This window comes from Vibrio sp. HI00D65 (genome assembly GCF_001635455.1).
Lineage (GTDB): Bacteria > Pseudomonadota > Gammaproteobacteria > Enterobacterales > Vibrionaceae > Vibrio.
On record NZ_LWEH01000412.1, the window covers coordinates 1 to 286 of the forward strand.

At 47.9% G+C, this 286-nt stretch carries 1 pseudogene; it reads right to left on the minus strand.

Features of this window, described 5'->3' with window-relative positions:
* Positions 1-286, minus strand: a pseudogene (locus A3712_RS21615) (AAA family ATPase); the annotation flags it as partial.

Consider the following 286-nt stretch of genomic DNA (forward strand, 5'->3'; position numbering starts at 1 on the left):
TCTCAGTGGTTTCGTTTACGCGCCATGCTGCATCCGCGATCTGGTTGATGCCGTCTTCAGTAAACTCAATGTTCACATCTTCCGTCTTCATTAGGGCAATGTATTGCTCTGTCAGAGATGCTTTTGGCTCAGTTAGAATGCGTTTGAAGTCATTCGCTGAAAGCGCTTCGAGTTCTACACGAATTGGTAGACGACCTTGCAGTTCTGGGATTAGGTCAGATGGCTTAGCCACTTGGAATGCACCTGATGTGATGAACAGGATGTGGTCCGTTTTCACCATGCCGTG